This window comes from Bradyrhizobium sp. CCGUVB4N, from assembly GCF_024199945.1.
Taxonomy (GTDB): Bacteria; Pseudomonadota; Alphaproteobacteria; order Rhizobiales; family Xanthobacteraceae; genus Bradyrhizobium.
The window spans coordinates 6,581,943-6,605,224 of record NZ_JANADP010000001.1; the positions used below are offsets into that span (position 1 = coordinate 6,581,943).

The following is a 23,282-nucleotide window of genomic DNA, read 5'->3' on the forward strand; positions in this document are numbered from 1 at the left end:
GTTTCTTGTTTGTCAGGTCACGCTTCGGGGAAGCCCCGCAAGAGGTACGACCGCACGGCGCCCAACAGGCCGTTCAAGATCAACCCCAGCAGCGAGATCGTAATCAACGGTACGAACATGTCGACGGCCTGGAAGGTACGCGCCGCCGTCACGAGGGCATGGCCCAATCCGTCCGTCGACGTGATCATCTCGGCCAGAAACACCACGATGCAGGAAATGACAAGGCCGATCCGGCACCCCGTCAGGATCGACGGCATCGCCGCCGGCAAGACGACCTTGAACAGGATTTCATAGCGCGGCGTTCCCGCCGCCATGGCCGACCAGATCAGCTTCTGCTCCACCGTTGAAGCCCCGTAGTAGGTGGACAGCAGAATGGGAAAGAGCGCGTCCGCCGCCACCAGCGTGATCTTCGATCCGTGGCCGAAGCCGAGCAACAGCAACAGGGCCGGATAGAGCGCGACCTTCGGCAATGGCGCCAGCACCCGCACAATCGGCCGGACGATGGCATTGATCGCCGGACTGGCAGCAGCCGCGATGCCGATACCGACGCCAAGGACGACCGCAATCGCAAAACCTGCGAACAGCCGGATCAGGGTCGCCGCGATCTCCTGCTGGAAGGTCCATGTCACGAGTTGCTGGAGCAGCCGGCCGAAGACGGCACCCGGCGGCGGCAGCAAAACCGCGGGCGCGAAGCCGAATGATACCAGGCCTTGCCACAGCGCAATCACCAGTACGATTGGCGCGAGCCCAAAGATGACGTTTGCTGAGAGAGAACGCGACATCATGAGAAGCTCAACGGCATGTCGAACTGAGGTTCGGACCAGCGCACCAGTCTTGCGCGGACGCGCTCGAAGACCGCATCGAGGCAGATGCCCATGGCGCCGACGATGATGATCATCGCGTAAACCGTATCGTATTGGCCCATGTCGAGCGCGTTGAACAGGATGTTCCCCGCTCCCGACTGGCGTGCGATCATCTCGCTGGTGATCATCGTAATCAGCGCCAGCACCAGGCCGGTGCGGCACCCGGTGAGGATCTCCGGGAGCGCGGCAGGCAACACGATCCGGACCAGGCGCTGCAAGGGCGACAGCCCCATCGCCGCGCCCGACCACAGCATCTTCTCCTCGACGGCCTTCGCACCTTCAAAACTGTGATAGATCACCGGAAGGCTGACGCCGAGGAAGATCACCAACGTCTTGGTGATGTCACCGACGCCGAGCCACAACATGATGATCGGCATCAGCGCCGCCTTCGGCACCGGATAGATCACCATCAGGAGCGGATTGAAGAAGGCTGCGACGGCCCGGCTACGGCCCATCAACAGGCCCAGTGGAATCGAAACCAGCACCGCGATGCCGAACCCGATCGCCATGCGACGGAGCGAAGCCAGGATGTTGATCAGGGATTCCTTATCGCCGAGGATATCCGGGATCGCGCGAATCGCTTCGATAGCCGTCGGAAAGCTGTCGTTCTTCAGCGCAAGCGACGCGACCTGCCATACCGCCAAAAGTCCAATGCAGGCCAGCACTGGCGCGGCACGTTTCGCCATGGCAGACGGCGAGATCATGAGGGCGAACCCGCTTCGTCGCTTTCATCGAACATACGCTCGATGTCGACGACGTATTTCTGGTAGCGCGGATCGAGCAGCAGCTCGTTGCGACGCCGCGGCCGCGGCAGATCGATATCGATGATTTCCCGGATGCGGCCCGGAGACTTCGACATCATCACAACCTTGTCCGAGAGGAAGACGGCTTCGTCGACCGAATGGGTGACGAACAGCACCGTCTTGCGGTCACGCTCCCAGATATTCAGGAGATCGTTCTGGAGACGCGTCCGGGTATGAGCATCGAGCGCACCGAACGGCTCGTCCATCAACAGGACTTCTGGATGATAGGCGAGCGTCCGGGCCAGTGCGACGCGCTGCTTCATGCCACCCGACAGCTCCTTGGGATAGAAATTCTCGTAGCCCTTGAGCCCGACCATTTCGATCAGAGCGCGGCTCTGCGCTTCCGCCTCTACGGCTCGCACACCTTGCTGGCGCGGGCCATACATCACGTTGCCAAGTACGGTCTTCCACGGGAACAGCGCAAACTCCTGGAATACCGGCCCGCGATCCGGACCCGGGCCCGTGATCGCCTGTCCTTTCATTCTCGCCGCGCCGCTGGTCGGGCTGACGAAACCGCCGACGATGTAAAGCAACGTCGACTTGCCGCAGCCGGACGGACCGAGAATCGAGACGAACGCTCCCTCTTCGATCGTTAGCGAGATGTCAGACAGCGCAAGATGATCCTTGCGCGCCGAGGTCTGGAAAACCTGCGAGACGCGGTCGATCTCGATGATTGCCGAAGCCGGCTTCTGTGACGTCACCGGTCTCACCCATTCGCTCGATCTCGAAGGCACTACCTTCATCCCGTCTCTCGCTTCACTCGCGCGCAAACGTCACGCAACCGACCTGCTGAATGTCCTCCATCAGCGGAGCAAGCTTAGCAAGAAACCTGCCAAACGGGCCGCCATTTTCGCGCGCGCGACTTCTTAGTCGAACCACGGCCACTCTGCGGGTCCCTCATGCGTGACCGCTCCACCCGGTGCCTGGCCGACAAGACGCGCATATTTCGCCAGCGCACCGGCACGATGACGCGGCGGGCGTTGCTTCCAGTCGCGTCGGCGTGCAGCGAGTTCCTGCTCATCGACCAGCAGGTCCATGCGGCGACCGGCGGCGTCAATCCGGATCTTGTCTCCATCGCGGACAAGTGCCAGCGGACCGCCGACAAATGCTTCTGGAGAGACATAGCCGATACACATGCCACGCGTGGCACCGGAGAACCGACCGTCAGTAATGAGGGCCACCTTCTCACCCATGCCCTGGCCGTAGATCAGCGCGGTGACACCGAGCATCTCGCGCATGCCAGGACCACCCACCGGCCCTTCATTGCGGATCACGAGGACCTCGCCAGCCTTGTAGCTGCGGTCACGAACGGCCGCGACGCAAGCCTCTTCATCCTCGAAGACGCGCGCTACGCCCTCAAAGAACTGGCTCTTCAAGCCGGCGACTTTGATGACGGCGCCGTCGGGACAGAGATTGCCCTTGAGAACCGCGACACCGCCGTCGGGCATGATCGGCGCGCGCGCCGTGTAAACCACCTCGCCATCGGGCACGTTGGCCGCGTCATATTCTTCCGCGAGCGTACGGCCGGTGATGGTGAGGCAACTACCGTCGATATGCCCGCTTTGAATCAACTCGCGGATCACAACGGCCGCACCGCCGATATCGTAAACATCCTTCGCGGTGTATTTGCCCCCCGGCCGCAGATTTCCGATCAGCGGCGTCCTGGCAAAGACCTCGCCGACATCATCGATCGTGAACGCAATGCCGGCTTCGTTTGCGATCGCAGGCAGATGCAGCGCCGCATTGGTCGATCCGCCCGTGGCGGCAACGATTGCGGCTCCATTCTCCAGGGACTTCCGCGTCACCATGTCACGCGGTAGCGGCCCACCTCGTTCGAGCATCTCCATGATCAACCGCCCTGCGTGGCGCGAGATCTGCGCACGCTCCGCATAGACGCCGGGCACCATCGACACATTGGGAATGGTCAGGCCCATGGCCTCCGATACCATTCCCATGGTGTTCGCGGTGAACTGACCGGCGCAGGCACCAATGGTCGGCAGGCAGGCGCGCTCGATCCGCTCGAGCGTCGGGGCGTCGATCTCTCCGGTCATGAAGCTGCCGACAGCCTCGTACGAGTCGAGGACGGTCAGCGTCCGTCCATCCACGCGACCCGGCAGCGAGCTGCCGCCATAGATGAAGATGGAAGGCACGTTGCAACGAACCATGCCCATCATCACGCCCGGAAGCGTCTTGTCGCAGCCGCCGTATCCGATCAGCGCGTCGTAGGCGAGACCATGGACGACGGCCTCGATGGAGTCGGCAATCAGCTCACGCGAGAGCAGGGAGAACTTCATCCCCTCGTGATTCATGCTGATGCCGTCGGACACCGAAATGGTCGAGAATTCACGCGGTGTGCCGCCGGCCTCCTCGACCCCGGTCTTGGCTGCAGCCACCTGGAAGTCGTGGGTCATGTTGCAGGGCGTCTGCTCGCCCTTCATGCTGACGATGCCCACCATCGGCTTGGCGATGGCCGCGTCGTCCAGCCCCATGGCGCGCATGAACGCACGGTGCGGAGCCCGGTCGAGGCCGTCGGTCGTTATCCGTGATCGCAACTTCTTCATGCCTGCATCATCTTCATGCAATGTCCCGCACGTGGCGGGACATTGCGACCTCATGGTCCTGCAAACACCTATTGCAGTGGCGCGACGATCGTCGGGTGCTTGAACTGAGCAACATCCAGCTTCGGCAGCATTCCCGTTTCCGCATAGATGTCGAGCATCTTCTGGATTGCCGGGAAATTCGGCGCCGCGCCGGGATCGCGACCGAAATCGTTGTCCTTGAGCAGATAGGTCTCGAGCACCGGGATGGGTGCTTTCAAGACTTCATTGACGACCTTCAACGTCTCTTCGCGGTTCGCGAGTGCCTTTTTCATGCCCGACGTGATGTCACGGACATAGGCCTTCACCAATTCCGGGTTCTTGTCGACGAAATCGGCACGGCAAGCTTCAAGGATGTGCACGATGTTCGGCATGGCCTGCGACAGCGAGAACAGTTTTCTCGTGCCGCCCTTGGCCTCAGCTCGCGCCGCAAACGGCTGGTTCATGTTGACCGCATCGACCCGACCCTGACGCAGAGCATCCTCGGAGACGGCAAAACCGACCTCGACCAGCTTGATGTCCTTGGCCGGATCGACGCCGTTCTGCTTCAAGAGCAGGTTGAACGGGCCCTGCGTGCCGCCGCCGATGACGGAAATGCCGACCGTCTTGCCCTTGAGGTCTGCAATCGTCTTGATCGGAGAGTCATCCATGACCGCCCAGTAGACCGAGAAGCCACCGGGTTTCTCGAAGACGTGTTGGGCCACGATGTAGGCCTTGAGATTACCGCCGACCACGCCGTTCGCGAGTGAGAGCGGCGCCTGCGTCGCGCAATCCAACGCACCAGCCGCCAACGCCTGCGTCATCGGCGCCGTACCCTGAAACTGGGTCCACTCGATGTTATAGGTCTTGCCGATATCGGGAAATTCGGCCGGCCTGCGCATCATCCAGTATTTGGATTCCTCGGCCGGGATGGTCCAACCCACGCGGATCGTCTGCTGCGCCCATGAGGGGCTCGCACCGGCGATCATAGCCGCCACAGCCCCTGCTGCCAGCATCCACCTCGAAACTGCCCGCATCGTGCCCACTCCGTTGCTCCGGCGTCGACCGACGCCACCCAACCCGACCACCTCAAATGTTTCATGGTTCAAACAATCAGGCAAGCCATGCAAGCGGACCCGGTTTCGCTACGGGATGCGTTATGTATGGTGCGCAGCGGTCGCGCGGCGTTGCGCCGCGACAGAAGGAGGCAACCTATGGCTGATGCGAGCAAGGCAAACCCGCAGGGCGTCGAGAGGCTCGGCTATCTCGGCCTGGGACTGATGGGGACGCCGATGACCCGGCGCCTCCTCAAGGCCGGCCATCACCTCAGCGTCTGGAACCGCTCGGAAGGCAAGCTCGCTCCACTCGTGGAGGCTGGCGCCAAGCGCGCGGGCACGCCACGTGACCTGTTGGCGAACTGCGACATCGTCTTCATGTGCGTGACGGATGCCGCAGCCGTCGAAGAGGTGATCTTCGGACCGGAAGGTTTTGCGGCGGCTCCCGGCGCAGGCAAGCTCGTGGTCGATTTCTCGTCGATCCATCCCGACGCTGCGCGCGAGCTGGCAGCGCGGTTAAAAGCTGCGAACGGCGCAGGCTGGATCGATGCACCAGTGTCAGGCGGCACCAAGGGTGCCGAAGAAGGCACGCTTGCCATCATGGCCGGCGGAGAGGCCTCCGATATCGAGCGGGCACGGCCCTATGTGCTGGCTATGGCGCGCAGGTTCACTCATATGGGTCCCACCGGCGCAGGCCAGACCACAAAGCTTTGCAACCAGGTGATCGTCGGCTGCGCGATGGCCGTGCTCGCAGAGGCAACGCGCCTTGCCTCGAATGCCGGAATTGATGCAAGCCGGCTGCCTGAGGCGCTCGCCGGCGGCTTTGCGGATTCGATCCCGCTTCAGCTCTTCGTGCCGCGCATGGTCCACGGCATTCATTCGCCTCCTCTCGGCCACATCGCGACGATGCTGAAGGATCTCGACACTGTCGCCGAAGTTGCCCAGACAACGTCAACACCGGTGCCGATGGCGACCCTCGCCGGACAGATCTTCAGGCTCGCGAAGGCTGCGCGTGGCGCAGACGCGGACGCTCTGGAAATCTACAAGCTCTCGGCCACGGACCGTTGACCGACGAGCGTCCGTGGATCGCCCTATGGCGACTTCTTGCGCTCGTCGTCGGACAGAAACCGGCCATATCCGCCCCGCGCAAACAGCAGCGGCTCCTTTGCGTTGTAGGCATAGGCCTCGACCGCACCGAGAAAGATCACGTGATCGCCGCCATAATAGCGATTAACGGACCGGCACTGGAAATTGGCCACGCTCTCGGCGAGCACTGGCGCATTGCCGAGGCCCGGCGCCCAGTCGACGCCGGCGAACTTATCCTCGGACGATTTTGCGAACTTGTTGGCAAGTGCCTGTTGCGTTGTGCCGAGCACGTGCACGGTGAAATGGCTGGCGTTCTGAAACACGCTCAAGCTCGAGGAATAAACTCCAAGGCTCCAGAGCACGAGGGGAGGATTCAAGGAGACCGATGCGAATGAATTACAGGTGATGCCATACGGCTTACCATCGGCGGCCGTGGCTGTAATGATCGTTACGCCCGTTCCATACGCGCCGAGCGCATTGCGAAAATCACGCGGATCAATCTGCGAGCTGTCGCTCGCGAACTCGTTGGCTGGATCGGGAGCGGCAGGCTGCTTTGGCTGGTCATTCATCGGCCGGCCTCACAAGGTGAGATTCTCGGACGGCAGGCCGAGTGCCACGCGTCCATAGTTGGTTCCGGCCGCATCGAAATTGAATGCGAGGTGCGAATTGATGGCATGCGCATCTCGGAACTGCCGTTGCAACACCCCCGTCGTGAACAGGCCGCGCGCGCCACTTGCCGCAAACAGCATCGAGACGACATCCGTACAGAGATTGACCGAGAATGCCCCATCACGCCGATACCTGGTCTTGATCGCCATGTCGGGCGTGTGCTTGCCGCGCGCGTGCTCCATCGCCTCGATGCAGGCCGCACGCATGATGAGGCGCGCAGCATCGATCTTGGCGGAAGCCTCCGCGATCTTGATTTGCGTGCTTTGGAAGTCGCTCAGCTTGGCGCGGTTGTATGTTGATATGCGGTGACGTGCGACCTCCGCATAGTCGTCGAGGCACGCCTGCGCATTTCCGAGCGCGACGCCGGAGAGAACATAAGGAAACAGTGAGAACACCGGCAGCGCGTAGAGCGGATTGGGATTCACACCGCTTCCGGGCGTTGCGCCTCCAGCCAAATCACGGACAGCGACCGTCATATGCTCGGGCACGAAGGCGTCCCTGACTTCGACATCCGACGATCCGGTGCCGCGCAGTCCGGCGACGTTCCAGGTGTCGAGGATCTTGTAATCGGCCTTCGGCAACAGGAAGATGCGGTATTCGATGCCGTCAGCCTCGTCGTCGGACGACACGACGCTCGCGAGCATGTTCCATTCACAGGAGCCGACACCAGACGAGAACGGCCAACTTCCGTGCAGCCGGTATCCGCCCTCGACCTTACTGGCGCGGCCGGCGGGGAAGATGAACGATGATGCGATCAGAACGTCCGGATCACGGCCCCAGACCAGATCCTGCGCGCGCGGCTCGAACATGCCGAGCATCCAGTGGTGGCTTGCCAGATTGGCCAGATTCCAGGCGACCGACGCATCAGCGCGACCGAGCAGCTCGGCGCAATCGATCAGGGCGACGTAGTCAAGCTCCGAACCGCCGATGCGTCTCGGCTGAAGTATCCGAAACAGGCCGGCATCATGCAGGTCGTGTTCGGTTTCCGGTGGCAGATGCCGCAGTTCCTCGGTGCGAGCCGCGCGTTCCCGCAATTGCGGCACGAGTGACTGGGCCTTGGCAATCATCGTCGCATAGGCTAGTTCGCCGGGATCCGTCGCTACCGACCGACCCATGTTCGGCTCCTGACCAGGCACCATTCGTGTCCCTCGCTCTGACGCATTTATGCGGCGGGAACCTCGCCAAATCAAGCTGGTGCAACGGTCAGTCGGACGTCGTGGCCTTGCGCAACCCAAATGCCCCTTTTTCGGCCAAAGCCACAATCCGGTCCGCGTCGTAACCGAGCGTCTCGCGCATGACGCCCTCGGTATGCTGGCCCAGCAGCGGCGCCGCCACGGGATCTATCGCCGCTGTCAGGCTCATATTGATCGGCGGCTCGATATTGGGCACCCACTCGGCTGTGCGATGCGGGATCCGGCTTAGGCGCGCGCGCTCGCGCGCCTCTGGCGCATTGAAGCCCTCCTCGACGGTCCGGAGATAGCCAACCGGGATGTTGGCCAGCTTCATCTTCGCCATCCAATTCTCGAGCGTGTCGCTCGCGAACACTTCGGCGATGGCTGCGCGCAACAGCTCCTTGTTCTCGGATCGCGCCCTTCGCGTGGCGAATTGCGGCTCGTTGATGAGATCCGGGCGGTTCATCACCTCGACCACCAGTCGCCGATACAGCCGATCATTGGCGCAGGCCATGTAGAGCGGACCGTCGGATGCCTCGTAGACACCGACAGTGGGAGAGCCACTCGGCGAATTGCCGAACCGGCCGGGATTCTCGCCGCTGATGAGATAGGCCATGCCGTAGAATCCAGTCATCCCCATGGCGACGTCGAACAGCGCGACCTCGACATGCTGTCCGCGGCCGAGTCGATCCCGCGCTATCAGTGCCATCAGGATGGCATTGCAGGCCGACATTCCCGTCGCCATGTCGACAATCGGCGGGCCGGTCCGAACCGCCGGACCATCGGCAAATCCGTTGAGCGACATGAAGCCGCTCTCGGCTTGCGTGATAGGATCAAACCCGGGGCGCGAGGCAAATGGTCCGGTTCGTCCGTAAGCGGAGATCGAGCAATAGACCAGCCGCGGGTTGAGCGGCGCAACAGCCTCGTAGTCGAGGCCGAACTTCTTCATGACCCCGCTGGAAAAGTTCTCGACGACCACGTCCGCCTTGCGGATCAAATCCAGTGCGATCTCGCGCGCCTCCGGCACGGCGAGATCGAGCGCGATGCCGCTCTTGTTGCGGTTCAGGCTGAGATAAGCCGCACTCTCACCGCCGATGTCGGCATGTTCATAAGCACGGGTGTCGTCGCCCCCATCGGGATTCTCGATCTTGATGACGCGCGCGCCGAAATCCGCGAGCGTCTGCGTGCAGGCCGGACCCGCGACCACGCGGGTGAAATCGACGACCAGAAGACCATCAAGCGCGGTTGGTCCTCCCCCCGACCGCGAGGGCCGTTCCGGCAATTGAGGCTTGGTGGACATCCTGGGCGCTCCCTTACATCGGCTTGTGCTCGCCGAATTTCCTGCAAGCGAACTTAAAGCCTGACGGGGACGGCTGTGCAAGTGCTGCAACAGCAGGGCTTCAATACGCAAAAGAACCCGGCAGCGGTCAAGCTGCCGGGTCCAAAAGCATCTGCGAACGGTACCTTCCGCACCACGGGAAACCCCACTCAGCGAAGCGACCTTTGCCAATAAAGCGTATTCGACCAGGCCCAGGGCACCTCCGGTTCATACAGCCGATAGCCCGCCCTGATGAATTATTCGTAGAGAAGCGTCTGTCTGTTGCGTCCGAAACAATACTGTCCAATCGGCTACTCCGGCCCCCGCGCTTCGACGGCCCGCATCAATCTGCGCTGAAGTCCTCTTGCCCAATGTCGTTGCACGATGCCGACGCTCGATAGGTAACTTAGTTTCGCGCGTCGGTTGGGGTACGACGCGGGCGAAGGCGGTTAGAACATCACAGTAGCAGGCAAACCACGACGCCCCGAGATCGAAATCTGTCATGGTCGCGCATCGAAGAACGTAAATCGATGCAGATCGACCAACATCTCGACAACCTCAGCGTCGAACGCATCAACCATCCAAATCTTGTGCATGGCACACCCATCGGAACAGAACGACCTCAACCCGGCCACGCGAAGACATCACCACCACGGGAAGCTCACCTGCCCAGCGCGACCTTCACGCCGAGCCAGACGGCTCCCATCGGGCCGGCCGCAAGTAGTCTCGTTCGCATTCCAATCGCTGCAGTTAGGCTTTGGCCTAACTTTCGATAATTGGCGATTATCAAAACATCGCGACAGGCGGCGCCTTAGAGGAGATGAATTTCGCCATTGGCCGGCACACGGATTTTGTCTTTAAAAGCGCAATTGAGTCTACCGCAGGCGCGTTTCCTCAGATCACACAAGCGTCCGCCGCGTAGTCGATCGCGCGTAGCTATGAGATCAGGCTTCGCTTCAGCGCGGATCAATTCAGCTGGCCGCTTGAATCTGCTCCGATTACGCTTGCTCAAGACTGCCTCCGTCATGATCAATGGACGATCCGGAAGTTCGGACACAAACGTCAAAATGATGTCTATGGGCGTTTTGTTCTCTTCGTCCAACCTAGCGACGACGACGAGCCCGGGCGGGTCTTCGCGCTACGCCGCAGCGTCCACGCTAGGCATTTCCACACACCCGCGACAGACTGGAGCTCGTTCGCATTCCGAGGCCCAAGGAATTGATAACTTGACTCTCGCCGCCGCCGCGTCTCGATGGCGTCATGCTTGGCCAAGTACGCCGCCATATCCGCACCCACGCGACGCCCCCCCCTCAAGATCACCTTCGGCGAGATGGGCGTGCGCGACGTCTTGAAGGTTTAAGGCACGATTGGGCGGTATCAGTAATGCAAACAGTAGCGTCCAGAGCGTCAGTGCACAGATCGGGATCGTATAGTACTGGGTGAATATCGGGTGGGTGATGAAGAAAGTAAGATTGATCGCAAGCCCGCTTCCGAGCAAGAGCGCAAGACGGTTCTTACCCTGATGCCAGACCCCGAGCGTCCAAAGCAGCGAAAGAACAACGAAGAGCGACTGGGGGTCGCCGAGATAGGCTCGAATGGTCTCACCGTCTAATGAAGGAGCAACCACATCACCGGCGCCATAGGTGGTCGAGAAGGGACTACCTGCGTTGATGGCATTGGCCGCGAGGGTCGGGCTCATGCCAATCACGAACGCGATAGCGAACAGCACTCCCTCACAGAACCTCGCTGCCTTGCGCGTCGCAAGAAAGGCTACGAGCAAATAGGTGCAATAGCCCGCCGACAGAAGAATGTTCGGCACCCGCATGTTGACCGCAGTGCCGATCAAAAGGCCTATGATCGGAATGAGAAGCATCCTCTGCCTTTGCCGCTCTTCAGCGAACAGCCGAGCTGTCAACAATCCGACAGCGGCGCAAAGCACCATGGTTGGCGCGATTGAGTAACTCGCCTTGACTGGATTGATCATCACGTAAATCGCGACAAAACCGAATGCGCTCGCAAGGGCCAGCTGCGCTCTCGATCGCGATAGCCAAATCGCGGCACAGACAAACAGGAAGATGATCAGCGTACAAACGGAATAAAGCGCCACGACCTGGTGACCAGACGGGAATAGCGCCAGCATCAGGCCGGTGCCCGGCGGGTACTGAAGGACCAACTTACCCGTCGCTGACATCGGCGTGTGGCAGACCGGGCCCTGACCCTCGAACCAGGTCGGCAGCTTCTTCATCTTGGCGAGAAAATAGCCGTCGTCATCCCGCGCGAAGTTGGTATCGAGGCCGCCAAGACCAAAGCGCTGAAACAGATGCGCCTGCCGCAGGTAGCATATATCGTCGTTGACGCCCCGGTCCTCGGACCATCGCGACATCGAGATTAGGTGGCTCGCAAGGATCGCCGCACAGACGAGGATTCCGACAACCTTGCCGATTCGCAGAAAGCCTTCAGGTGGGGTCAAGGTAATAGGTCCCGCTTGGTGAGGAAAAGCCCATGCAGGTCTGACGGGCCCTGGGGAGTTCGGGATTGCGGGCTAAAGGGGACAGGCTTTCCTGACGCTGCGCCATCGTGCTCGCTCGTTTCGATCGCATCAACAACAAACAGAGGCCTTTCCTTGCTGCTTAGATAAATCCTGCCGACATATTCGCCGATAATGCTGAGCGAAACGAGCTGGAAAAGCGAGGCCAAAATGGTCGAGATCATTAGGCTGGTCCAGCCCGGCACGACTTCAAGATACATCCAGGAATAGAGGGAATAGCCGGCTACGATCAGGAGAACGAGAAACATGCCGAGCGCAGCCAGTGACGAGAACCGCAGCAGCACCATGGAATAGCCAAGGAAGGCATCGGTCGCAAAGGCGACCATCTTGCGGAACGGGTATTTGGTCCTGCCGGCGAAGCGTTCCTGCCGGTCATAGACAAACGCCACTTGTCTGAAGCCCAGCGAAGCGACCATGCCGCGGATGAACCGGTCCCGCTCGGGCATCCTTGCAATGAGGTCGGCGACTCGGCGGGACATCAGCCGGAAGTCGCCAGTATCGCGCGGTATGATGATGTCGGTGGTACGCTCCAGCAGGCGATAAAACAAGGTTGCGGACTTTTTCTTGAACCACCCCTCCCCGGCACGGCTGCGCCTTTGGCCGTAAACCACATCTGCGCGGGTTTCTCGCATACGCTCAAGCATCGGTCCGATCAGCTCCGGCGGGTCCTGCAGGTCGGCGTCAATGACAAGGACCACGCTGCCACTCACCGCGGCAAGGCCTGCGGTGAGTGCGATTTGATGCCCGAAATTCCGCGATAGCCGGATACCGGTAACCGCGCCACACTTGGCAATCTCGCCGTGAATCATGTCCCATGTGTTGTCGGTCGACCCGTCGTCGATGAGGATAATTTCGTAGCTATCGCCGAAGATGGCCGCAGCGCTAACGCGGCAACGCTCGACGAGATGAGCGACACCTTCCTGCTCGTTGAAGCAGGGCACAACGATCGATAAAAACGGCGGAGCCGAAGCGTCAGAAGAACTAGCGACCGATGCGTGTGTCATGGGGGACAATGCCTTAGGGGGCTGAACGGGAGGTGGCCGCCGGGTCGAGACCGTTGCTGATCCGAAAGCCCACACAGGCAGGGTCAGGACGGGTATAAAGTCCGACGCTGAAGCAGCCTCCGACATGTTTCGCCCATGCCTCGGCCAGAGGCGTGAAGGGATTGGCCCGTGCCGTCTCCATGTCTGTCAGCTGCTGCTGAAGGCTTTCGAGATAAGGGCCGAGTGAGTGCTCATCCGGATGGTAGCGGACGGAAATCGTATTCTTCACGCCTAAGGCTGTCAAAAATTGCGGGAGCGAGTGGACTCCTTCATAGGCGATCGGTCCTCCGGCCTCGATGATGATGGGCCGGTCGGGCGTCGCCCTCGCGAGCTGCGCAAGCCTTTGCAACTCGATAAAAAACGTCCTGGTCGTTTCGATATTTCGTCTAACGGCCGCCGCCAGCGCTGGCGGCCGGCCGAGATGGCTCGTCACCAGGAAGAAAATGACGAAGAACGCGGCGGCGCACAGCGCATGATCCACGGTTCGCTTCGGGTAGCGAAGCCCGACTCTAGATGCAATCTCGGCAATCAGGATGCATGCCGTGAGCGGGATCAGCAGCATTGCCGGAAAGTCATAGCGGTTGTTGTGCGGGAATAGCATGCGATAAAGCCCGCACTGGGCGGCGTACATGGCGATCACGAAGGCATAGGCGGCGAATGCCGGCGCCGACTCCAAAACCCGCTCCTTCCAGGTGCGGGTCGGTATGACCCTAAGCAATTGAAGCACAACGATCGGCAGGAGCCACACCCACCAAGTGCGCGCCAAGCCGTCTAGCAAGCCGAGCGCCGCGTACCGTAACGTGACGACAGCTCCGGCGGAGTGGCCATAATAGTCGGCACCTGCCGAGCGCAACTCGCGAAGGATGACAAGGCCGATGGCGAGGATACAGGCCACGAGCAGCAAGCCGAGCACAGCGACAAAAAACAGGGACATCCGCCGGCCAATGACCGCATAGCCAAGGACAAAAGCCGGCAGTCCGGCGGCAATCGGCAGGAAGGTTTCCTTGAGACCGGAGAGAATGATGGCGAACATAGTGAGCGCCGCGGCTGCACAGAGCCTTACCGGTTGTCGCTCGGCAAAAAGGATGGCATCGGCTGAGAACAGCATCAGCCCAAGGCAGGCCGCGCCAAATATCTCGGACGGTCCCAGCCGAGACCAGACATCGGCCCACATGGGCAGCAGTGCTATGGCCGCCGTCAGGGCGCCGCTGAGCCACAGGCCGACGAAGCGCGAAAGTCCCCAGCAGATCGAAGCCAAGAAGATAGCGAAGCAAATGCTGTTAACCAGATACCAGAGATGAACGTCCGCTCCGAGAAGCGAGGTTTCCGCAACCTTCAAGAAGTAGAAGCTTGGACGAAACCGGCCCTGCAGCTGACCAACTTCGGTCTTAGTGATCAGCGTTTCCCATATCTCGCCGAATGGCAGCCGGAGATCGGGTCCCAGGTAGGTGAAGACTTCATGATCGTCGATCAGCCCCCAGTCCGCCTCCGTCACTTGCCTGCCGGTGAGCGATAGAGAAAAGGCGCAGGCCAATATTGCAACTGCGAACAACTGACGAGCGCGACCTTCCGGAAAAAGCAGCCGCTCAACCATTGATTTTATAGAAATATTCTGCAACGTCCTTCAGCCTATAATTGGTCCTACCCGACGGGTTGCACACTTGCAAGTCGCACCAGCAACATCGTTTGGACTTTCGAGGTAGCGATTACTGGCAGGCCTTCGCGCCGCGAGATCCGACGTCAGCGCCGCTATGTCGGAGTAGCTCCCCCACAATCGAATCTGCGCGGACCATCTAGCGACATCTCCACACCCACGACCCGCCGTGGCTTGCTGGCGCACGCAAGCCATAGGATCGATAGTTTGACTCTCGCCGACGCCGCGTTTCGATGGCGGCGATGCCTCGCCAAATCTCTGGCAAGCTCACGATAATCGGGCCTTATCGAGACTCAGCTCTGACCAACATTTATCCACGAGTGCGCTCGATAGATTAACACGCTTTCTCTTCGATAAGGTTGCTTGCTCAGCGGCCGGTGCGGATAAATTAGCGTACGATCGAACGTCATCCCCTTGGCATTGCCGAAGTTGAATGGAGCACCAGTAATTCCGGTGTGGGTACGGTTGTATCGCAGCGTCTGCGGTGCGAAGCGGGCGAAGTACGTTTTGACGTGGCTTTCCTCGATAGCGAAAACGCCGTCATGACCAGTAGTCGTGTCGTTGCGCGAGGTAGTCCTTCGGAACGACGGATAGAATTGATCGGCGAGATCGCAGATGGCCTGGATGCAACGGGCGGCCGGCAAGGTGTTCGAGTTCGTCTCTTTCCAAGGCTGCCCCCAGTTTCGAATTTTAGAAATCGTACAGAGCGGCTGCGATCTGAGCAATGTTTTCCAAATGGAGTCCAGGCGCTCGACCTAGTCGGCCGAACCTGCGCAACTTTAGGACAAGAAGCGAATTCCGCCTTGTTCCGCCGCCTGCGATAACCGTCGCGTATGGGCAGGAAGCGAGAGGTAGCTATTTGAGGCCGCAGAAAGTGGGCCCGCCTAAGCAAGGAGTTAATTCGCTGACCAGATGTTATAGAGTTTGGCAACTGATAAGCTTTCGGCAATTTCCATATAGTCAGCGAGCGGCCTCTGTTTCGCGTAAAATCCTATTAGCCTGCCGACTGGTGCCGCTGCCATTTTTCCTTGCCAGTCTTCAATGAACGATTCTGGCCGAAGTGCGAGATCTGGTCTCATACATGACGCGAGGCGTTCGCGCGAACTAACTATGGTTTGGATCCCGACAGATCCATCGGTTAGAACAGATTGCGTGCTTAACTACTGTTTCGTAAAGCTCGGTAGGACAAAAAGGGTTTCCGATTGCAATAAAAAAGGCCCGCGGCGGATTGCTCCACGTGGGCTGAACCGAACTTGCCGATGATGTGATCCCGCCGGTGTTTTGTCCGACGTGCCAAAGCCTATATTGAAACGGATTCGCACATCCCCGGAGTACCATCATGCGCGCGCTTCCCACTCTCCTGTTGATCGGGATCACAATGGCTGTGGCCGCTCCGGCCTCAGCGCAACGGTTTGCCGGCAATGCGCCTGTGTGCCTGCAGAGGTGGCAGTGGGGCGGCTCCAGCTACATCACGTGCCAGTACAATACGTGGGACGAATGTCGCGCGACCGCTTCGGGTCTTTCCGCCATGTGCCTGCAGAACCCCTATGTGCCGCAGCCGCCGTATCCGGAGCGCGGTCCGCGTTATCGATAGCGTCTTCCGACTGTAATCGTCGCGTCAGATTCATCGATTTAACTTCGGGCACCGGTCCTATGCCGCGCGCGGACCGGTTGGAATGGGAATGGGGGCCTTGGCGCATGCAAGCGACGCCGGGGCCCTTTTTGATTACCCCCGAATAACCCTCTCGAAAATCGATCAAGTCATCCGAGACCCTGCGGGAACAGGCCTGTCGGCACAGCATCCGATGACATGAAACAGGCCGCCGAACGGCCCTACCCGGGTCCGCCGATGAGCTTGTCGAAGCCCACCAAAGCGCCAAAGGCGATCCCGGTGACGACAATAAAGGCGGCAAAATACCAGATGCGGCTCATACGGGCATAATCCGCACGCAGCCGAATGGTTCTGGGGAGCAAGCTCTCCGCCCGTCTGGTGGTCTAGGCCGAGGTTCGGACGGAGAGCTGCGCGCCGGGCCCCCGTCGCGTGACAATGCTAGGAACGTGCCATGACAGTAGTGTGAAATTTTCGGCGCAGCTTAGTGGACGTTGATCCTGTCCAGAGGAAGCCGAAGTTCGGCCGCGCGCTCCGCCTGATCCCTCTTGCGGAACTCGGTTTCGACCTGTTCGAACCTGGCGAATTCCTTCTGCGCTGCCTCCAGGAGGCGATTGCGCCGGTCTGAATCACGCTGCGTGCTTTCCGACATGATCAGACTCCCCAGGCTACTCACAGGACCTGTCCCAGATAGACTGGCCATCGCGAAAAAGGTTCGACGGAGATGGCGGATTTATGACGGCGCTCTGTTGACCCAATTGCCTCACGGCAGCGGAGGATGCGTCCCGCGCAGGCTGATCAAACTCTTCCGATGATGCCATTGTGCCGGTGTTTTGCCCGACGTGTCAAACGAACGAAGCCACACGGCCCGCGTTGACCGGTCCGAAAGGATCGGCCATGACATCAAAGCTGACACAAAAAACCTCACGCGACATGCCGGGACCCGAGCCGCGCAACGACAGCGAACGCGACACGCAAGAGGCGATCATCGCGGATGCCGACAAGACCGACGGCGACGACCGCGATCTCGTTCACGGCGACGGCGGCACCCTCGACATGCCGACGAAGCCCGGCGATCTCTCGCGGGACGATTAGCGTTTCGCGTCTGTCCGCGCGCGTGCGCGGAGCCAGCTCGGCCAACCGACACGGACCAGCGTCTCGTCCGGATCGGAGAGCGCGAATTCGTACATTCCCCACGGCTTGTCTTCGGGTGATTGCCGGAATTCGCGCGCGGCAGCGTCGACATCCTCGAGGTAGAGATAGAGCCCGAACGGATTCCTGCCCGGCGTGAGCCATCCCTCGACCGCGTCCGTCAGATGCAGATACCCGCCCTTCGCGTTCGCGAGCATGCGATAGGTATCGGGCTCTCCCGGAGCCGGCCTTTCGCTGTCCGGGCGCACAAAGCCCAGCCGATTGTAGAACCGCTCTGACGCATCGAGGTCATTGCACGGCAAGATCGCGATCAAGGCTCCGGAAGGGCTCATCCGTGCACTCCAAGTCAAACACTTCAAGTCAAACCGGCAAAATCACCGGCCATTCCCAAACCCGTTTTATCGCGTCGCGTGGGCCTGCGCAAAAAAGCCCGCAGCGGATTTCTCCACGCGGGCCGAACTCTTTCGATGATGCGATGGTGCCGGTGTTTTGCCCGACGTGTCAACGCGACCGGACGGCCCCGGCGCGGACGGGGGGCTCGGGCGCCGGAGCCGCCATTCCAGGCCGGTCGATCGGCGGGAAGACCGGCCACATAACAAAGTCGCGTCCGGAACCGAAAGTTCCCGGCGAAGGCACTATGATTTTAAGGACGCGACAATCGCTCACGCCGCGTGCGACATCGCCGCCGCGCGCCCTTCCCGTTCCTGCAGCATGGCGATCGAGGCGCGCAGATTGTCCCTGCGCGACCGCAAGGCCTGGGCCAGCATCGAATAGGTGGGACTGCGGGGGTCGGCATTGCCGGCGTTGCGCTCCTCCTCGGCAATGTCGCTGTCGAGCATCTGGATCCGCCAGCGCAGATCCGAGATCAGAGCGTGGAGCGCGGTCGCTTCGAAACGGGACGTTGACTGCATGGGATCGCCTCAATCTGAAACGGCTCGATGGGCCGGGCCGTGATGAAGACGTCATGCAGCAAGAGCGATGCCAGCTCGCTTCGAGGGGAACCGGAGCAAGAGCTAGAGCCTCTCACTCCTCCTTCAGCTTCCGCTCGATGTAAGCATCCACCGTCTCGGCGAATGAGCGCTGCACGCCGACCGAGGTGACATGCAGCTCGAGCGCGTCCTGCTGGAGCGCGCGCAGGCCGCGGCTGCGCGCGCTGACCGGCGCCATCGCGACATAATCGTCGATGGCGCTCATCGCGAGCGGAATGCCCTTCGGGTCTCCTCGCGCGATCAGCAACCGCAGAAAGCTCAGGCAATCGGCCAGGCCCGGCATGGGTCGTCTCTCAGCCTTGCTGCGATTTCGACTTCGGCTTCCTGACGGGCTGGGTATGGGTGCCGAACAGTGCCAGCAGCAACGCGACTTCTTCCTTCGAACCGACCTGGATCATGATGATCTCCTTTTCGCTCCGTTGGTCGGACCCAACGGCTAAGGCGTTCAGGACGATCTGGTTTCAGGAATGTTTCAGTTCTGTTTCGTCCTCAGGACCGGCCGCATCGCGCAAGGCCGACGCGCGCGTCAGACGTTCGGCTGCCACCCGATAATCGCACCGACGAGGCAGAGCAGCGCGCCGAAGGCCGTGCCGGCCATCTGCATCCAGTACCGGATCGGCATGGTGTCGCGGTAAAATTCCTGCCGCGACCACCGCGACCAGTCCCACCAGTCATCGCTGACGAACAGGATCTTCCGCTCGACATAGCCGTACCAGGCCTTGCGGGCGCAATAGATGCTGATCCCGATTGCAGCGAAGCGATAAAGGAGATCGAGCGCGGGGTTCATGCAAGCATCCGTTCGGCAGGCCGGGCCCAGAAGCCCTGGCCACAGCTCCGCTAGTCTTGGTGTCGCCGACGAGGATGCTGGTTCAATCGCAGCCATCGCCGGGCACAGGTTTTACCGGACGGGTTAAATTTTAATCGAATGCTTGGAAGCGGATTCGGCGGAACGAAATGTCTTCGCGCCATGCTGGCACACACGCGCTCCGAGGAGAGATGTGCGATGTATTACGTCGCCGCCGCATTGCTGGGACTGTCAGGACTGTTCTATTCCGCGAGCCATCACGAGCTCGGCCAGTTCGGCTCGAACGTGTGCAGCTATGGCGGCCCCTTCTGCGACAATCCGGTGGTCGTCTTCACCGGTGCCGCGCTCGCCGCCGCCTGGGGCATGTTCGTCAGCATCAAGTAGGCGCCCATCACGGCCGGAGCTGGTGATCGCAACCTGGCGATCGCCTGCGCCCCGCCTGACCGGCGGGCCGGCTCAGGTCGCCAGCTCCTTGCGGACCGCTGCGGCCGAATTTCCGACCTTGTCGACGGCCCGCTGCAGCTTCTCCCTGGAGACGCCGAGCGCGTGGGTCCAGTACTTGACCTCCCAGGCCTCGTGCATGTTGATCTTGCTGCGGTCCGGCTGCTCGCGCTTCGTCAGATGGTCCATCGCCACGTCCTCCCTCGCACAGAAGAACGCCACCCGGCACCCGCCGTTCCGAAACGGATCGGCGGCGCGGGGGCATCGCGCGCTGGGGATCGGGATGTCCCGTCGCGCACACCGCGAGGCCTGCCGCGCTTAACATTTGTTGTGTTTGCGCCTTTCGCTAACCCCTCGTCCACAATGTTGAGAAGCCGGTCCGGCGTCACTTAACCTTTGTTGTCAACAGCACGGCGGGGTCTGTGCTTTTTGGCCATCACGCGTCCAGGCGCGTGGGGGTGAAGGACGTGACAAGCGACAATATCTGGGCGCCGCTGTTTCAGCGCCTGAAGACGACGACCGGGGCGGACGACAAGGACCTGCAAGCTTTCGCGGCGCTGCCGTTCACGCTGCGCCACTACCGCGAAAACCAGACGGTGCTGCGCGACGGCGAACAGCCGAACGAATGCTGCCTGATCGCCGTCGGCTTCTGCGCCCGCTCCAAGACCATCGCGGACGGAAGGCGCCAGATCCTGTCGATCCACATTCCCGGCGACCTGCCCAACCTGCAAAACCTGCACTTTCCGACCGCCGACCATGATCTGATCGCGCTATCCGACTGCACGCTGGCCTTCATCGCCCACAAGGCGCTGAACGACCTCATTGGCGCGCGGCCCGGCGTCGGCGTCATGTTCTGGCGCGACACGCTGGTGGATGCCGCGGTGTCCCGGGAATGGATCGTCAATGTGGGCCAGCGCTCGACCCACAGCCGGCTTGCGCATCTGATCGTCGAGTTGCGCGAGCGGTTGCGCCTGATCGGCCGCGTGATCGACAACACCTTCGCAATCCCGCTGACGCAGGAGCAGTTCGGCGAAGCCATGGGCGTGACCAGCGTTCACACCAACCGCATCCTGCGCGAGCTGCGCATCGACGGCGTTCTGGAGCTTCAGCGCGGCACGGTGCGGATTCTCAACGAGCACAAGCTGCAGGAGCTCGCCCAGTTCGACGGCCGCTATCTGCATCTGTCGCCGTCGTCCTAGACCGGCCGGCTGCGCCCCTAGGGAATAAACACCTCGGACGTGTCCATGCGCACATTGCGAAGGGCGCGGCAGGACTCGTGTGCCTCGCGCATGCGCTCCGGCATGAAGCTCAGCAGCAGAGAACGCCGCCGCGCGCCGGAGCGGTTCAGCGTCGCGCCGTGCGGCAGGTCGGCGTCGAACACCAGGATGTCTCCCGCCTCGCCCGCAAGGATCAACGACGAGGACTCATCCGGCTCGCTGCGATCAAGATGGCGCGGCACGACGCGCGTGGCGCCGTTCTCCGGCCCGTAAGCGTCGAGGAAAACGAGAGCGGCGACGGCGTTGCTGCCGACACCATCGCGGTGCAGAGGCTGATGGCCACCGTCCTTTCGCGGCTCACGCCCCTCGACCTGGGCGAGAAAGAACGGGCCGGCCAGCAGCGCGGCCCCCGCCGCCAGCAGCGGCGCCAGACGGCAGGTCTGCTGCACCGTCGGATCCAGATCGACCAGCGCGTGGCGCCAGCCGGCGCCGCGGGGCACCGCCCATTGATCGCCGGTCCCCACCCCCGCATCGAACGCAGCCCGCAGCGCCTCGCGCCAGGCTTCGGGCACCGCACCGCGGAGCAGGAGATAACCGTCGCGACCAAGCGTCAGCGCCTGGTCCGGAGCGAGCGGGGCAACCTTGGTCGGCGTCGGGCCATGGCTCATGATGCTCCGTACAATCTCAGCGTGTTTTTCGCAAGGGCGTCGCGCCCTGCCGCCTGCGAGGTCACTGCCTTGTCTTGAAGCGGAGCTGGATCGCCGTCGGAGAGCGGCCACGGCCACGGCATGTCGCTGGCCCGCCCAGGAACTTTCCGGCTATGATCGCGCTTAGGCCTTGAATTCGCAATTTCCGGAAGGTCAGCCCTGTCGAACCGATCGCAACATCGCCCCACCAAGCACGAGCGCACCGACGCGCCGGCGAAGTCCGCTCCGATGCTGCTGCAGCGGCTCGGTCCCGGCCTCATCACCGGCGCGGCCGACGACGATCCGTCGGGCATCGCCACCTATTCGCAGGCCGGCGCTCAATTCGGCTACGGGCTGCTCTGGACGATATTCCTGACCCTGCCGTTCATGATCGCGATCCAGCTCGTCAGCGCGCAGATCGGCCGGGTCACCGGCAAGGGGTTGGCCGCCAACGTCCTGCAGCTCGCACCGCGCTGGATCGTGATGGGGCTCGTGGCGCTGCTCGTCGTCGCCAACACCTTCAACATCGCCGCCGACATCGCGGCGATGGCGGAGGCGCTTTCGCTGGTCATCGGCGGGCTCAATCACGAGCACGCGCTGATCTTCGCGGCCGGATCGACCCTGCTCCAGGTGTTCGTGCCCTATCGACGCTATTCGCCGGTGCTGAAATTCCTGACGCTGACGCTGTTCGCCTATGTCGCCACCGCCTTCACCGTGAACATCCCGTGGAGCACGGCGCTGCTTGCCACGGTGTGGCCGAAGGCGACCGTCAACGCCGATTATCTCATGATGGTGGTCGCGGTCCTCGGCACCACCATCAGCCCCTATCTCTTCTTCTGGCAGGCCTCCCAGGAGGTCGAGGAGATGAACCAGGGCACGCGCGACAAGCCGCTGCGCGACCTGCCGAGCGGCGGCGATCCCGAGATCGCGCGCATCAGGGCCGACACCACCGTCGGCATGCTGCTGTCGAACGGCATCGCCTTTTTCATCATCCTGACCACGGCTTCGGTGCTGAACGCCAACGGCGTCACCAACATCAATTCGGCAACGGAGGCGGCCGAGGCGCTGCGGCCGCTCGCCGGCAACTTCACCTTCGCGCTGTTCGCGCTCGGCATCATCGGCACGGGCCTGCTGGCGATCCCGGTGCTCGCGGGCTCGGCGGCTTACGGCGTTGCGGAGATCTTCGGCTGGCGTGCCACGCTGGAGGCAAAGCCGGAGAAGGCGGTGGGCTTCTACACCATCATCGCAGCCGCGACCGTGATCGGCTTCGGCCTCGGCTTTACCGGCATCAGCGCAATCCACATGCTGGTGTGGAGCGCCGTGCTCAACGGCATCGTCGCCGTCCCGATCATGGCCATGATGATGTTGATCGTGTCGAACGGAGCCATCATGGGGCGGTTCAAGGCCCGCTCCTGGCTCATCGCGCTCGGTTGGCTCGGCACCGCGCTGATGGCGCTGGCCGTCCTCGCCCTGCTCGGCTCGTCCGCGATCGGTTAGAGCGGCGACAGCGCCGCCGAAATCTGCGACGCGATGACGAAGGCCGCGAACACGGCCGGCACGCTGATGAACCGCAAGAACTGGTCGACCGAAAGCATT

Annotated in this window: 25 protein-coding genes; 6 read left to right on the top strand and 19 right to left on the bottom strand. The window is 61.6% G+C overall.

The genetic code is table 11. From position 1 onward, the window contains the following. Positions 1-17 precede the first annotated feature (17 nt). The 5 genes from NLM31_RS30490 to NLM31_RS30510 all read right to left on the bottom strand — a co-directional run bounded on the left by NLM31_RS30490 (position 18) and on the right by NLM31_RS30510 (position 5,279). Positions 18-785: an ABC transporter permease gene (locus NLM31_RS30490; protein WP_254194705.1), complete on the bottom strand. Its 768-nt coding sequence runs from the start codon at positions 783-785 to the stop codon at positions 18-20. Further along, entirely contained in the window at positions 782-1,567 is a 786-nt protein-coding gene (locus NLM31_RS30495; protein WP_254194706.1) for an ABC transporter permease, read from the bottom strand. Before NLM31_RS30495 ends, NLM31_RS30490 begins: the two co-directional genes overlap by 4 nt. Further along, positions 1,564-2,409, bottom strand: a complete 846-nt coding sequence (locus tag NLM31_RS30500) for an ABC transporter ATP-binding protein (RefSeq protein ID WP_254194707.1) — start codon at positions 2,407-2,409, stop codon at positions 1,564-1,566. Before NLM31_RS30500 ends, NLM31_RS30495 begins: the two co-directional genes overlap by 4 nt. 123 nt (positions 2,410-2,532) lie before the next feature. Further along, on the bottom strand, positions 2,533-4,227 hold the full coding sequence (gene ilvD, locus NLM31_RS30505) for a dihydroxy-acid dehydratase (protein WP_254194708.1): 1,695 nt from the start codon (positions 4,225-4,227) through the stop codon (positions 2,533-2,535). A gap of 68 nt (positions 4,228-4,295) precedes the next feature. After that, on the bottom strand, positions 4,296-5,279 hold the full coding sequence (locus NLM31_RS30510) for an ABC transporter substrate-binding protein (protein ID WP_254132832.1): 984 nt from the start codon (positions 5,277-5,279) through the stop codon (positions 4,296-4,298). A 177-nt stretch (positions 5,280-5,456) separates the two neighbouring features. Between NLM31_RS30510 and NLM31_RS30515 the strand changes: the two genes are divergently transcribed. Continuing rightward, positions 5,457-6,365, top strand: coding sequence for an NAD(P)-dependent oxidoreductase (locus NLM31_RS30515; RefSeq protein WP_254194709.1), 909 nt, complete (start codon positions 5,457-5,459; stop codon positions 6,363-6,365). Between the two features lie 23 nt (positions 6,366-6,388). On the opposite strand, the gene NLM31_RS30520 is transcribed toward NLM31_RS30515, so the two are convergent. The 7 genes from NLM31_RS30520 to NLM31_RS30550 form a co-directional block, all read right to left on the bottom strand. Beyond that, positions 6,389-6,952 (bottom strand): flavin reductase family protein, encoded by a 564-nt coding sequence (locus tag NLM31_RS30520; RefSeq protein WP_254194710.1) that lies wholly within the window; start codon positions 6,950-6,952, stop codon positions 6,389-6,391. Between the two features lie 9 nt (positions 6,953-6,961). Further along, positions 6,962-8,191 carry an acyl-CoA dehydrogenase family protein gene (locus NLM31_RS30525; protein WP_254194711.1) on the bottom strand — a complete coding sequence of 410 codons (1,230 nt, stop codon included), beginning with the start codon at positions 8,189-8,191 and terminating at the stop codon, positions 6,962-6,964. 64 nt (positions 8,192-8,255) lie between these two features. After that, entirely contained in the window at positions 8,256-9,524 is a 1,269-nt protein-coding gene (locus NLM31_RS30530) for a CaiB/BaiF CoA-transferase family protein (protein ID WP_254194712.1), read from the bottom strand. Positions 9,525-10,800: 1,276 nt separating this feature from the next. Continuing rightward, on the bottom strand, positions 10,801-12,012 hold the full coding sequence (locus tag NLM31_RS30535; RefSeq protein WP_254194713.1) for a hypothetical protein: 1,212 nt from the start codon (positions 12,010-12,012) through the stop codon (positions 10,801-10,803). Further along, the gene (locus tag NLM31_RS30540) at positions 12,009-13,094 is read right to left on the bottom strand and encodes a glycosyltransferase family 2 protein (protein ID WP_254194714.1); all 1,086 of its coding nucleotides are present in this window, start codon (positions 13,092-13,094) and stop codon (positions 12,009-12,011) included. Before NLM31_RS30540 ends, NLM31_RS30535 begins: the two co-directional genes overlap by 4 nt. 13 nt (positions 13,095-13,107) lie before the next feature. Next, positions 13,108-14,751, bottom strand: coding sequence for a hypothetical protein (locus NLM31_RS30545; protein WP_254194715.1), 1,644 nt, complete (start codon positions 14,749-14,751; stop codon positions 13,108-13,110). A 329-nt stretch (positions 14,752-15,080) separates the two neighbouring features. Then, entirely contained in the window at positions 15,081-15,431 is a 351-nt protein-coding gene (locus tag NLM31_RS30550) for a hypothetical protein (protein WP_254194716.1), read from the bottom strand. Positions 15,432-16,126: 695 nt separating this feature from the next. Between NLM31_RS30550 and NLM31_RS30555 the strand changes: the two genes are divergently transcribed. Then, complete coding sequence (locus NLM31_RS30555; RefSeq protein ID WP_256561816.1) at positions 16,127-16,381, top strand: DUF3551 domain-containing protein; 255 nt, start codon at positions 16,127-16,129, stop codon at positions 16,379-16,381. 499 nt (positions 16,382-16,880) lie between these two features. On the opposite strand, the gene NLM31_RS30560 is transcribed toward NLM31_RS30555, so the two are convergent. Next, positions 16,881-17,048, bottom strand: a complete 168-nt coding sequence (locus NLM31_RS30560; RefSeq protein ID WP_254132865.1) for a hypothetical protein — start codon at positions 17,046-17,048, stop codon at positions 16,881-16,883. 245 nt (positions 17,049-17,293) lie between these two features. Between NLM31_RS30560 and NLM31_RS30565 the strand changes: the two genes are divergently transcribed. Then, on the top strand, positions 17,294-17,491 hold the full coding sequence (locus tag NLM31_RS30565) for a hypothetical protein (RefSeq protein WP_254194717.1): 198 nt from the start codon (positions 17,294-17,296) through the stop codon (positions 17,489-17,491). Here NLM31_RS30565 and NLM31_RS30570 read toward each other — a convergent pair. The 4 genes from NLM31_RS30570 to NLM31_RS30585 all read right to left on the bottom strand — a co-directional run bounded on the left by NLM31_RS30570 (position 17,488) and on the right by NLM31_RS30585 (position 19,324). After that, the gene (locus NLM31_RS30570) at positions 17,488-17,880 is read right to left on the bottom strand and encodes a VOC family protein (RefSeq protein WP_254194718.1); all 393 of its coding nucleotides are present in this window, start codon (positions 17,878-17,880) and stop codon (positions 17,488-17,490) included. The genes NLM31_RS30565 and NLM31_RS30570 overlap by 4 nt on opposite strands. A 330-nt stretch (positions 17,881-18,210) precedes the next feature. Then, the gene (locus NLM31_RS30575; protein ID WP_254132868.1) at positions 18,211-18,459 is read right to left on the bottom strand and encodes a hypothetical protein; all 249 of its coding nucleotides are present in this window, start codon (positions 18,457-18,459) and stop codon (positions 18,211-18,213) included. A gap of 112 nt (positions 18,460-18,571) precedes the next feature. Beyond that, positions 18,572-18,820 carry a hypothetical protein gene (locus NLM31_RS30580; RefSeq protein ID WP_254132869.1) on the bottom strand — a complete coding sequence of 83 codons (249 nt, stop codon included), beginning with the start codon at positions 18,818-18,820 and terminating at the stop codon, positions 18,572-18,574. A 243-nt stretch (positions 18,821-19,063) separates the two neighbouring features. Then, complete coding sequence (locus NLM31_RS30585) at positions 19,064-19,324, bottom strand: hypothetical protein (RefSeq protein WP_254194719.1); 261 nt, start codon at positions 19,322-19,324, stop codon at positions 19,064-19,066. A 216-nt stretch (positions 19,325-19,540) separates the two neighbouring features. On the opposite strand from NLM31_RS30585, the gene NLM31_RS30590 reads away from it, so the two are divergent. Next, a complete protein-coding gene (locus NLM31_RS30590) occupies positions 19,541-19,726 on the top strand; it encodes a hypothetical protein (protein WP_254194720.1) in 186 nt (61 codons plus the stop codon). A gap of 72 nt (positions 19,727-19,798) precedes the next feature. Here NLM31_RS30590 and NLM31_RS30595 read toward each other — a convergent pair whose 3' ends face one another. Further along, positions 19,799-19,972, bottom strand: a complete 174-nt coding sequence (locus NLM31_RS30595) for a DUF3606 domain-containing protein (RefSeq protein ID WP_254194721.1) — start codon at positions 19,970-19,972, stop codon at positions 19,799-19,801. A gap of 278 nt (positions 19,973-20,250) precedes the next feature. On the opposite strand from NLM31_RS30595, the gene NLM31_RS30600 reads away from it, so the two are divergent. After that, positions 20,251-20,982, top strand: coding sequence for a Crp/Fnr family transcriptional regulator (locus tag NLM31_RS30600; protein ID WP_254194722.1), 732 nt, complete (start codon positions 20,251-20,253; stop codon positions 20,980-20,982). Between the two features lie 17 nt (positions 20,983-20,999). Here NLM31_RS30600 and NLM31_RS30605 read toward each other — a convergent pair whose 3' ends face one another. After that, positions 21,000-21,668 (bottom strand): phytanoyl-CoA dioxygenase family protein, encoded by a 669-nt coding sequence (locus tag NLM31_RS30605; RefSeq protein ID WP_254194723.1) that lies wholly within the window; start codon positions 21,666-21,668, stop codon positions 21,000-21,002. A gap of 267 nt (positions 21,669-21,935) precedes the next feature. Here NLM31_RS30605 and NLM31_RS30610 point away from each other — a divergent pair, with 267 nt between their 5' ends. Next, positions 21,936-23,183, top strand: a complete 1,248-nt coding sequence (locus NLM31_RS30610; protein ID WP_254194724.1) for an NRAMP family divalent metal transporter — start codon at positions 21,936-21,938, stop codon at positions 23,181-23,183. Positions 23,184-23,282: the final 99 nt, after the last annotated feature.

Excerpts from the sequence above, each read along its gene's own strand:
- NLM31_RS30610 (WP_254194724.1), top strand. The coding sequence starts at position 21,936 with ATGCTGCTGCAGCGGCTCGGTCCCGGCCTCATCACCGGCGCGGCCGAC.
- NLM31_RS30560 (WP_254132865.1), bottom strand. The coding sequence starts at position 17,048 with ATGTCGGAAAGCACGCAGCGTGATTCAGACCGGCGCAATCGCCTCCTG.
- NLM31_RS30565 (WP_254194717.1), top strand. The coding sequence starts at position 17,294 with ATGACATCAAAGCTGACACAAAAAACCTCACGCGACATGCCGGGACCC.
- NLM31_RS30585 (WP_254194719.1), bottom strand. The coding sequence starts at position 19,324 with ATGAACCCCGCGCTCGATCTCCTTTATCGCTTCGCTGCAATCGGGATC.
- NLM31_RS30580 (WP_254132869.1), bottom strand. The coding sequence starts at position 18,820 with ATGCCGGGCCTGGCCGATTGCCTGAGCTTTCTGCGGTTGCTGATCGCG.
- NLM31_RS30595 (WP_254194721.1), bottom strand. The coding sequence starts at position 19,972 with ATGGACCATCTGACGAAGCGCGAGCAGCCGGACCGCAGCAAGATCAAC.
- NLM31_RS30540 (WP_254194714.1), bottom strand. The coding sequence starts at position 13,094 with ATGACACACGCATCGGTCGCTAGTTCTTCTGACGCTTCGGCTCCGCCG.
- NLM31_RS30555 (WP_256561816.1), top strand. The coding sequence starts at position 16,127 with ATGCGCGCGCTTCCCACTCTCCTGTTGATCGGGATCACAATGGCTGTG.
- NLM31_RS30605 (WP_254194723.1), bottom strand. The coding sequence starts at position 21,668 with ATGAGCCATGGCCCGACGCCGACCAAGGTTGCCCCGCTCGCTCCGGAC.
- NLM31_RS30570 (WP_254194718.1), bottom strand. The coding sequence starts at position 17,880 with ATGAGCCCTTCCGGAGCCTTGATCGCGATCTTGCCGTGCAATGACCTC.
- NLM31_RS30495 (WP_254194706.1), bottom strand. The coding sequence starts at position 1,567 with ATGATCTCGCCGTCTGCCATGGCGAAACGTGCCGCGCCAGTGCTGGCC.
- NLM31_RS30510 (WP_254132832.1), bottom strand. The coding sequence starts at position 5,279 with ATGCGGGCAGTTTCGAGGTGGATGCTGGCAGCAGGGGCTGTGGCGGCT.
- NLM31_RS30525 (WP_254194711.1), bottom strand. The coding sequence starts at position 8,191 with ATGGTGCCTGGTCAGGAGCCGAACATGGGTCGGTCGGTAGCGACGGAT.
- NLM31_RS30575 (WP_254132868.1), bottom strand. The coding sequence starts at position 18,459 with ATGCAGTCAACGTCCCGTTTCGAAGCGACCGCGCTCCACGCTCTGATC.
- NLM31_RS30530 (WP_254194712.1), bottom strand. The coding sequence starts at position 9,524 with ATGTCCACCAAGCCTCAATTGCCGGAACGGCCCTCGCGGTCGGGGGGA.
- NLM31_RS30590 (WP_254194720.1), top strand. The coding sequence starts at position 19,541 with ATGTATTACGTCGCCGCCGCATTGCTGGGACTGTCAGGACTGTTCTAT.
- NLM31_RS30490 (WP_254194705.1), bottom strand. The coding sequence starts at position 785 with ATGATGTCGCGTTCTCTCTCAGCAAACGTCATCTTTGGGCTCGCGCCA.
- NLM31_RS30500 (WP_254194707.1), bottom strand. The coding sequence starts at position 2,409 with ATGAAGGTAGTGCCTTCGAGATCGAGCGAATGGGTGAGACCGGTGACG.
- NLM31_RS30515 (WP_254194709.1), top strand. The coding sequence starts at position 5,457 with ATGGCTGATGCGAGCAAGGCAAACCCGCAGGGCGTCGAGAGGCTCGGC.
- NLM31_RS30520 (WP_254194710.1), bottom strand. The coding sequence starts at position 6,952 with ATGAATGACCAGCCAAAGCAGCCTGCCGCTCCCGATCCAGCCAACGAG.
- ilvD (WP_254194708.1), bottom strand. The coding sequence starts at position 4,227 with ATGAAGAAGTTGCGATCACGGATAACGACCGACGGCCTCGACCGGGCT.